Origin of the sequence: uncultured Bacteroides sp. (genome assembly GCF_905207245.1) — a bacterium.
In the GTDB taxonomy this organism is placed as follows: Bacteria; Bacteroidota; Bacteroidia; order Bacteroidales; family Bacteroidaceae; genus Bacteroides.
Window position 1 is genome coordinate 1 of the sequence record NZ_CAJLKP010000133.1, and the last position, 8,987, is coordinate 8,987.

Consider the following 8,987-nt stretch of genomic DNA (forward strand, 5'->3'; position numbering starts at 1 on the left):
TTCATGAGAATATCGGTTTGCCCCATCGGAAACATATGTATCAATTGATGGCGAATGAATTAAAGATGCGGCATGTTGTCGTTTCGCTGATTTATATGATAGTACAGGCTATAATAATTATAGGATACCTGTATTTTCAAAGTCATGGATATCTATTCCTGCTTACCTCTATTTTCCTTCTATGCCTCATCTATATTCTTTTCATGCGGAGATATTTTCATCTCTGTCTTCAAACTAATTAAAACTCTTGAAAATTCATAAGTGACATTTTAAAATTCCACAGTCACCCCAATCGACGGTAATAGTGTTCCGCTTTCCTGTTTCAGGTTCTTCATCTTGTATCTTTGTTCCTTGATAGGAGCAGATGGATTCTCAATGACTCCTGTACTCATAATCACATCCTGCTGTTTCAGCTTATTTCCCATGATGTTCTGTATGTCAATGTAAAGCCCTACCATGCAGCGATGAAAGTAAAAGGATTTATCTACGCGTATATCAAGTTGTGCAAAGTTGGGTAAGCGTTCAGTGTTATATTTTGAGTAATCATAGTACGGGCGTCCCTGTGCATTCCATGCTTCAACCAATGATGACTTTTCTTCATCATAAGGAGTGTAGGGAGCACCACCGATATAACTCAATTTTCCTCCGATACTCCAACGGCGGGGAAGATTATACGTTCCGCTCACATTAAGGATAAAACGGTTATCCCAAGCAGAAGATATATATTTAGTCCCGGAAAGATTATCGCTGTTATCACCGTTTCCATTGCGGTATTCACTGCGAAAAACAGTAAGGGAGGATACGAAGTTAAAACGTCCCGGCATTTGCCAACGTAACATTCCTTCTACACCATAGGAGCGCCCGTCGGCGGCAGGAATAAGCGCTTCGTTACCTATTGTGCCGTAATCATCTCCTTTACATGCCAGGGGGATGTTATCTTGCAAAGAAAGAGGCATGCGTTCGTATCGCTTGAAGAACCCCTCTGCTGAAATCATTAATCTATCTTGCAGATGCCAGTCAAGTCCGAGGCTGGTCTCCATGACCTGCATATATTTCAAATCCTTATTTGTATAGTTGCCACTATTATCTTTGAACCCTAATGCTGTGTAAGGGGGGAGTTGGTAATATAATCCTGCATTTCCACTTAGTGTCCATTGTTTGGTAAGCTCGTAAGACAGGGAAAGACGGGGAGAGAGTTGTTTCCATAATTCTTTCATCTCCCGGTTGTAGTTGTTTCCATCCGTACGGATGCCTGCGGAAGCAGAAAAACGTTTGTCGGCGCTGATATAGTCTGTGGAGAAGAAACCACCCCAACTGAATATATTCAGATCAGTCCGGTAATTGGAAAGTGTGGTATAGCCGAATATCCGTTGCCTTGTCTGGTTAGTATAATTGGAGTAATTTAGTTCTGCACCTTCCTTCAATGTCCATTGCCCCGATCTCGTTTGATTCTCGAAACGAAGGGTGGTTTTCTGTTCCACTGAACGAAGCCGAAGCGTCAGGTTATCATCGGAAGATTCGTCGTTATTCAGATATTTCACATTACGGTTGTTCAGATAATTATGACTTAGCGTCAGCGTCTGTACATGCTTTCCTGCATAATGGCGATATGAAGTTCCCACAGTAAATGTCTCTTGATGAATGGTGGGCAGATAACTCAATATATATTCTGCATCTTCTCCTTTTTCGTCAGTATTCAGTTTCATCTTATCGATGCCTACCAGTCCGAGTATAGTCAATTCATCGTGTGCCGAGAGTTTTGTTTTCAATTTGAATTGCCCGTCGATGAAGTTGGGCAAAAAAGGAAGCCCTAAAGCTTTGAACAGCAATTGGAGATAAGATTGACGTAGAGAGAATAAATAGGTTGTCTTATCGCTTAGGTGTCCGTTGCCGCTAAAAGAAACTTCCGATGCTCCCAATGTTGCTTTAAAAGTCTGTTTATCCGGATTACCATCTCTCAAACGGAAGTCCAGCACGGAACTCATCGCACCGGAACGATTGGCCGGAAATGCTCCGGTATAGAAACTAATTTCCCGTATCAAATCTGCATTAACAATGCTGACCGGTCCGCCCGATGCTCCCTGAGTGGCAAAGTGATTAATATTCGGGATTTCTATTCCATCCATATAGAAACGGTTTTCGGAAGGTGAGCCACCCCGTACAATTAAATCGTTCCTATATCCGATAGGAGAGAACGATACTCCCGGATAAGCCCTCACGATACGAGAAATATCCCGGTTTCCTCCCGGACTCTTTTCTATCTCCTGCAAACCTATGATGCGCATACTTACCGGACTTTCCACTGTCTTCCGGAAAGGAGAGGGGGTGACCACCACTGCCGCCAGCATGTTTTCATCTTCTTCCATCTCTATTTCGATAAAAGGCGTGGAAGCGGAAACCACGTATTCAGGAGTCACTACACTCTTATAGCCTATAAGTGTTGCTTCGAAGCGATAAATGCCCGGTGGCATCTGCTCTATACGGAACATGCCGAGTGAATCGGTGGATGTTCCTTTGCCGGGAATACCTACAACTACGACATTGGCATAGGCCACCGGTTGTCGCGACTGTTTATCGATAATCTTTCCATGCACGGAGTAGCTGATTGCGGCGGCATAGATGCAGACATTGCATAACAGCAATGAGAGAGTCAATAATATGTGTTTGGTTCTTATCATAATATACAAATATAGATATTATTGATATATATAGGTGTAATAAGGGTATAAAAAAACTGCCCGGGAATCATCCCGAACAGTTTTCATTGTCTTAGCTAATGTAAGATTAATATCTTCCACCGCGATCACCGCCACCATAGCCACCGCCACGATTTCCGCCGCCGTAACCACCGCCACGGTTGCCACCGCCATAACCGCCACCACGGTTACCGCCGCCATAGCCACCACCACGGTTGCCGCCTGCAGGTCTCTCAGTTCTTGGGCGAGCCACGCTTACTGCAATGGTTTTGCCTTCGAAGTCAGTTTCATTAAGTCCATCGATAGCTTTCTGACCGTCTTCATCATTCGGCATTTCTACGAAGCCGAAACCGCGTGAACGTCCCGTCTCTCTGTCGTTAATAATGTAGGCTGAAGTTACTTCGCCATACTGTGTGAATAATTCCTGTAAGCTGTCACTGTTTGTGTTCCAGCTTAGGTTTGCAACATAAATGTTCATTTCTTTTTGTAAGTTAAAATTGTTATTTATTAATGATTGAGATCCGCACGGCGTTCATACCCCGCGTACCGCGTTCAATTTCAAATGTAACACTGTCTCCTTCGGTTATCCCTTCGGGAGCGGACGTGACGTGGAAGAAGTATTTCTCACCGCTTCCTAAATCTTTTATGAAACCATAACCTCTTGATACATTAAAATGTTCAATACGTCCGTTTAATGGCAAAATTTCTTCTGCCTCGCCCTTCTTAGGAACAGATATTTCTATTTCAGAAGCATCTACCTCTTCCTTAGGCTTCACACCTTCGGGCGTAGAATGAAGAATACCATTTTCATCCACATAAGCCAGCATCTCTTCGAAGCTACGGCTACCAGTGCTAAGGCGTTCTTCTTTTCTCTTTTGTTTCTCTTCTCGTTTACTCTGTTTCGCTTTTTCTCTGTCTCTTTTACTTGATGTTACTCTTTTTACTGCCATTCTTAATTTAATTATATATTATGCAGCTTAAAAACACTGCATTTAGTTTCCTACTGACTAACTGCCGTATGGAACCATAGGATGATGGTATACTTGCAATTGAATCTGAACAAAGGAGCTGATAATGAGGTCATTTTGGGGATGGGGCAATTTGCGAAGTTCCGCAAAAATAAACATACACAAAGAAGAATTCAGAATAAACCCTATTGTTTATGCTACAAAGATACAGATAAAAATGAGCTATCCATCCGTTTTTTTAATTATTTAAAGGGCAAGCAACTTATTTTTTTACGTACATTTGTGCTTCTTAATATAAACACATAGCAAAAATGAAGAAGATTTTATTGTTAGGTTCCGGTGAACTGGGCAAAGAATTCGTAATTTCAGCCCAACGCAAAGGTCAATATATCATAGCCTGCGACTCGTATGCTGGAGCGCCTGCCATGCAAGTGGCTGATGAATGTGAGGTGTTCAGCATGCTTGATGGCGATGCTTTGGAACGTGTAGTAAGCAAGCACCAGCCGGACATCATCGTGCCGGAAATAGAAGCCATCAGGACGGAGCGTCTTTATGATTTTGAAAAGGAGGGTATTCAGATAGTACCCAGTGCTCGCGCCGTAAACTTTACCATGAACCGCAAAGCTATACGTGACCTTGCTGCACAAGACTTAGGATTGAAGACTGCTAAATATTTCTATGCCAAATCTTTGGATGAATTGAAAGCTGCTGCCGAAAAGATTGGTTTCCCTTGTGTGGTGAAGCCGTTGATGTCTTCTTCGGGTAAAGGTCAGTCTTTAGTGAAGAGTGCCGACGAACTGGAACATGCCTGGGAGTATGGTTGCAATGGAAGTCGTGGCGATATAAAAGAATTGATAATTGAAGAATTTATTAAGTTTGATAGCGAGATAACTCTGCTTACGGTGACGCAAAAAAATGGACCTACGCTGTTTTGTCCGCCCATCGGCCATGTGCAGAAAGGGGGAGATTATCGTGAGAGTTTCCAGCCTGCCCACATTGATCCCACTCATTTGAAGGAAGCACAGGAAATGGCGGAGAAAGTGACATGTGCTCTGACCGGTGCCGGCCTTTGGGGAGTTGAGTTCTTCTTGAGTCATGAGAATGGGGTGTATTTTTCAGAGCTTTCTCCACGTCCGCACGATACCGGTATGGTAACTTTGGCAGGTACACAGAATCTAAATGAATTTGAGCTTCATTTGCGTGCTGTGCTTGGTCTGCCTATTCCGAACATCAAACAGGAGCGCATAGGGGCAAGTGCTGTGATTCTTTCTACTATTGCCAGTCAGGAGCGTCCGGATTATCGGGGTATTGAGGAAGTGACGAAAGAGGAAGACACATATCTTCGAATTTTTGGCAAGCCAACAACACGCGTCAACCGGCGTATGGGAGTTGTATTGTGTTATGCACCGTTGAACTCTGATTTAGATGCGTTGCGGGATAAAGCAAAGTGTATTGCTGAAAAAGTAGAAGTATATTAAGATACTCCTAATAAATAAGAACAGAGATTTAAATATATTTTCAGGCGCGAATTACGAGAATTTGCGCCTGTTTTTTTATTTGGCTATTACTACTTCAACGTCATATCCTATAAAGAGTCCACTTTCAATTACCCCGGTGATTGCTTTCAGATTTTGTTCAAGAGAAGGATCTATATAGTTGAAATGGGTGTCGAAAATAAAGTTGCCGTTTTCTGTCAGGACCGGACCGTCTTTTCCACTTGCAAGACGTAATACAATTTCTGATGCTCCCAATCTTCGCATTTCACTCTCCACGAGATTCAATGCTTCCGGGAATACTTCTACAGGTATTGGAAAACGGTTGCCCAATTGCTTAACCAGTTTGCTGTTATCGACAATAATGAAGCTTTTGCCACTACTTTTCATCAAAAGTTTTTCTTTAAACATGGCTCCACCACGTCCTTTTATCAGACTATGATCGGAATCTACTTCATCCGCTCCGTCAAATGTCCAGTCCGGACGTTTAGCCCAAAGTGTGGTTTGCGGTATGCCCAACTGTATGCAAGTCATGGAAATCTCCTTAGAAGCAGGAATCACTTCTATGGCCAGTGACTCTCGGAGAATCCTCTCTGCAAGTGCAAATAAAGTCAGATAAACAGTGGAACCGGAACCGGCTCCAATCACGTCACCATCTTTTGCCATTGCTGCAATTTTCCGCGCCACGATTTCTTTGCCTTCACGGTTGATGATTGTACTCGACCATTGTAAATGGTCTATCAGTTGATTATCCCATTTCATAGTTTAATGTTAATCGTTATTATCCTCTTCGTCGTCAGTCAGATTGTTCAACTCTACTTCGAGGTCAACTAATTCTTGTTCCCATATTTTTCTGATGTTTGCCGGCGTATTTTGGGGAGCATCTTTGATACGCTTTTGAGCCAATGATACTTCATGCTCAAGCTGTGAACGTCTACTCATAAGTCTTGTTATTTATAATTATTTTTATAATTAACACACAGCTTGTTGTTATTGTTTTAGCATTCGGTGGGAACTTTACCTTATCCGAATAATTCGGGGTATATTTCACTGTTACCACCAGTTACATCGTAACTTTTTAATAATGTGCCATCCGGAGCATAAAACAACTGGATTTCCCTATCTGAATTCTCTTCTTCTATATCGATGATAATGACAGTGGGCATTTTAGGGAAAGTTATAATCTTTATGTATCTGATTTGTATAGGTGGCGTTTCACTTTTCAGAAATGCTTTGGCTACGGGAGCAGGAACTTCTTCAAGACTTTCGACATTGGTTTCCGTCATTATCCACTGTGCATCTTTGCTGAACCATACATCCTTTTCCTGATTATCCTGAACAAATCCTGCAATGTGGTAATCACTTTTCCGGAGCCATTCTGTATTCGCTACTTTGGGATACATTTTATTAAAGGCTTCCTGTACTTTTACGGGTGGGGTGCCTGCAAAAACGGAATCTGATATTACCAGCAATAAGCCTGCCAATAAACTGAGTTTAAACTTTTTCATAATCAAGGTTTGCTTTAGTTTTAATTGTTATTAGAAACAACGTTAGAGGGCTTTTGTTTATCGCTTTTTTGCCACTTAAAATAATTATTGACCTTGCGATATCACATGTCATTTAATTCACTACTTTCGGGCACTTTTTTTAAAGATGAGATGAACAATGTATTGATTCTTGTAGACAGCTTGGATGATTGGAAACCATATTCCAAAACAAACAGCATTTTGACAGTATCGGACTACCTGAAGTATAAATCACCAGGGAAGGACCGTAAATTAGTAATCAACCTGAGCAATGATTATAGCTATAACTCCGAAGGCTATTATTGTTCGTTATTGGCCCAGACGAGGGGGCATAAAGTTATTCCCGGAGTGGATATTATTAATAAGGTAGAAGCGGGTACTGGTATCCGTATGGATAGCAGTCTACAGAAACTCTGTTATCAATGGATACAAAAGAACAATGTAACCAATGATTTATGGTATTTCAATGTTTACTTTGGTACCTGCAAGGAGAAAGGATTGGAGCGTATTGCCCGTTTTATTTTCGAAAATTATCCGTCTCCGCTATTAAGGGTCACGCTGAATACACGACATAAAAATCAGATAGAGAATATTCAATTCTTGCCTCTGAGTTCGATGAATAGTGAAGAAGAGGACTATTTCGCCAATGCGTTGGATTTGTTCAACAGAAAGGTATGGCGTAATCCTCAAACATCCAAATCTGTCCGATACAATCTGGCCGTGCTGTATGACCCTGAAGAGAAGTTTCCGCCAAGTGATAAAAAAGCACTTCATAAACTGCTTGAATTAGCCAAGAAGATGGATATCAATGCTGAATTGATAACAGAAGAAGATGCTACGCGCCTGATGGAGTTTGATGCTTTGTTCATCCGTACCACTACTTCGTTGAACCACTACACCTTCCACCTTTCACAACTGGCCACACAAAACAGTTTGGCTGTTATCGACGATCCACAGTCTATTATTCGCTGTACTAATAAGGTCTATCTGAAGGAATTATTTGAAAAAGAAAAGATTCCGGCACCACTTTCCATGCTGTTGTTCAAGTCGAATCTTAATTCATATGAGGAAATTACGAAGCAACTTAGAAGTCCTTTTATTTTAAAAATACCAGATGGCTCTTTCTCTATCGGTATGAAGAAAGTTAATAATGAGGCAGAGTTAGACGAAGCTCTGAAGGTGCTGTTTGATAAGTCGTCAATTCTCTTGGCGCAAGAGTTTACTCCAACAGATTTTGACTGGCGCATCGGCATCTTGAACGGAGAACCTTTGTACGCGTGCAAGTATTACATGGCCAAGGGGCATTGGCAAATCTATTGTCATTATGCTTCCGGACGGAGCCGTTGTGGCTTGGTGGAAACTATCCCTATCTATCAGGTACCACGTAAGGTATTGGATACGGCATTGCGTGCTGCTTCCTTTATCGGAAAGGGACTGTATGGGGTAGATTTAAAAATGGTGAACGATCGGGCTATCGTTATTGAAATAAATGATAACCCCAGCATTGACCATGGATTGGAAGATGCTATTTTGGGTGACGAACTCTATTACAGACTGCTGAATCACTTCTGGCGTATGCTGGATATTAAACGTTTCTGATAATGAAACAGGAATTTGCATTTCGGCTGGCTACGGTAGCTGATATTTCGTCAATCATGGAGATAGAGTTAATTTGTTTCGGGCAGGATAGTTTCTCGAAGCGGCAATTTACCTATCTTATCAACCGTGCCCAAGGGTGTTTTCTGGTAGTAGAATCTCAAGGGAGGATAATTGGGTACCTTAGTCTGCTGATTAATAAACATGTACGCCGTCTGCGTATCTATTCACTTGCTGTCCATCCTGTTTTTCGTGGAAAAGGGGTGGGGCAGTTGCTTATGGACCAGGCTGTGGATGTAGCATACAAGGAAAGTTTAGGGAAGATTACTTTAGAGGTGAATGTTTCCAACTTATCTGCTATCCACCTATATGAAAAGAACGGGTTTGAGTGTGCGGGTACCCGAAAGAATTATTATCATGATGGAACAGATGCACACTATATGCAAAAGTTAGTTGTGAATACATCGTTTAATAGACAAACAGAGAGGCTATAGCCCCTCTGTTTCACATTATTCTTAATTCTTGTTTAAATAGATAGCGGAATTTCGTATTTTTGCTATCAAATTGTTAACAAGGTCAATATATCTATTAAACCTTGTTGTAAAACGTCCCGGATTGGCTCTGAAATTTGGAGAAATCAAGAAAAGCCGTACCTTTGCAATGTGTTTTTCATAGTATTAGATTTAAGGTTAACAAAAGATTGGCTGT

9 protein-coding genes and 1 pseudogene are annotated in these 8,987 nt (G+C 41.6%); 4 read left to right on the plus strand and 6 right to left on the minus strand.

Annotated elements, in window-relative coordinates; translation table 11 throughout:
- Window positions 1-242 (plus strand): annotated as a pseudogene (locus QZ135_RS23630) (UDP-GlcNAc--UDP-phosphate GlcNAc-1-phosphate transferase); the annotation flags it as partial.
- A gap of 27 nt (window positions 243-269) precedes the next feature.
- Here the strand turns inward: QZ135_RS23630 and QZ135_RS23635 are convergent.
- From QZ135_RS23635 to QZ135_RS23645, 3 genes are all read right to left on the minus strand, one after another.
- Window positions 270-2,678, minus strand: coding sequence for a TonB-dependent receptor (locus QZ135_RS23635; protein WP_294615402.1), 2,409 nt, complete (start codon window positions 2,676-2,678; stop codon window positions 270-272).
- 106 nt (window positions 2,679-2,784) lie between these two features.
- Entirely contained in the window at window positions 2,785-3,174 is a 390-nt protein-coding gene (locus tag QZ135_RS23640; RefSeq protein ID WP_294615404.1) for an RNA-binding protein, read from the minus strand.
- 22 nt (window positions 3,175-3,196) lie between these two features.
- On the minus strand, window positions 3,197-3,646 hold the full coding sequence (locus QZ135_RS23645) for a cold shock domain-containing protein (protein ID WP_294615406.1): 450 nt from the start codon (window positions 3,644-3,646) through the stop codon (window positions 3,197-3,199).
- Between the two features lie 329 nt (window positions 3,647-3,975).
- On the opposite strand from QZ135_RS23645, the gene purT reads away from it, so the two are divergent.
- Window positions 3,976-5,142 (plus strand): formate-dependent phosphoribosylglycinamide formyltransferase, encoded by a 1,167-nt coding sequence (purT, locus tag QZ135_RS23650; protein WP_294615408.1) that lies wholly within the window; start codon window positions 3,976-3,978, stop codon window positions 5,140-5,142.
- A 75-nt stretch (window positions 5,143-5,217) separates the two neighbouring features.
- On the opposite strand, the gene rpiA is transcribed toward purT, so the two are convergent.
- The 3 genes from rpiA to QZ135_RS23665 form a co-directional block, all read right to left on the minus strand.
- Entirely contained in the window at window positions 5,218-5,919 is a 702-nt protein-coding gene (gene rpiA / locus QZ135_RS23655; protein WP_294615409.1) for a ribose 5-phosphate isomerase A, read from the minus strand.
- 9 nt (window positions 5,920-5,928) lie between these two features.
- Window positions 5,929-6,099 (minus strand): hypothetical protein, encoded by a 171-nt coding sequence (locus QZ135_RS23660; protein ID WP_294615411.1) that lies wholly within the window; start codon window positions 6,097-6,099, stop codon window positions 5,929-5,931.
- A gap of 80 nt (window positions 6,100-6,179) precedes the next feature.
- A complete protein-coding gene (locus tag QZ135_RS23665; RefSeq protein WP_294615414.1) occupies window positions 6,180-6,665 on the minus strand; it encodes a PepSY-like domain-containing protein in 486 nt (161 codons plus the stop codon).
- 150 nt (window positions 6,666-6,815) lie between these two features.
- Between QZ135_RS23665 and QZ135_RS23670 the strand changes: the two genes are divergently transcribed.
- Both QZ135_RS23670 and rimI read left to right on the plus strand, forming a co-directional pair.
- Window positions 6,816-8,282 (plus strand): RimK family protein, encoded by a 1,467-nt coding sequence (locus QZ135_RS23670; RefSeq protein WP_294615416.1) that lies wholly within the window; start codon window positions 6,816-6,818, stop codon window positions 8,280-8,282.
- Window positions 8,283-8,284: 2 nt separating this feature from the next.
- Window positions 8,285-8,773 carry a ribosomal protein S18-alanine N-acetyltransferase gene (rimI, locus tag QZ135_RS23675; protein ID WP_294615418.1) on the plus strand — a complete coding sequence of 163 codons (489 nt, stop codon included), beginning with the start codon at window positions 8,285-8,287 and terminating at the stop codon, window positions 8,771-8,773.
- Window positions 8,774-8,987: the final 214 nt, after the last annotated feature.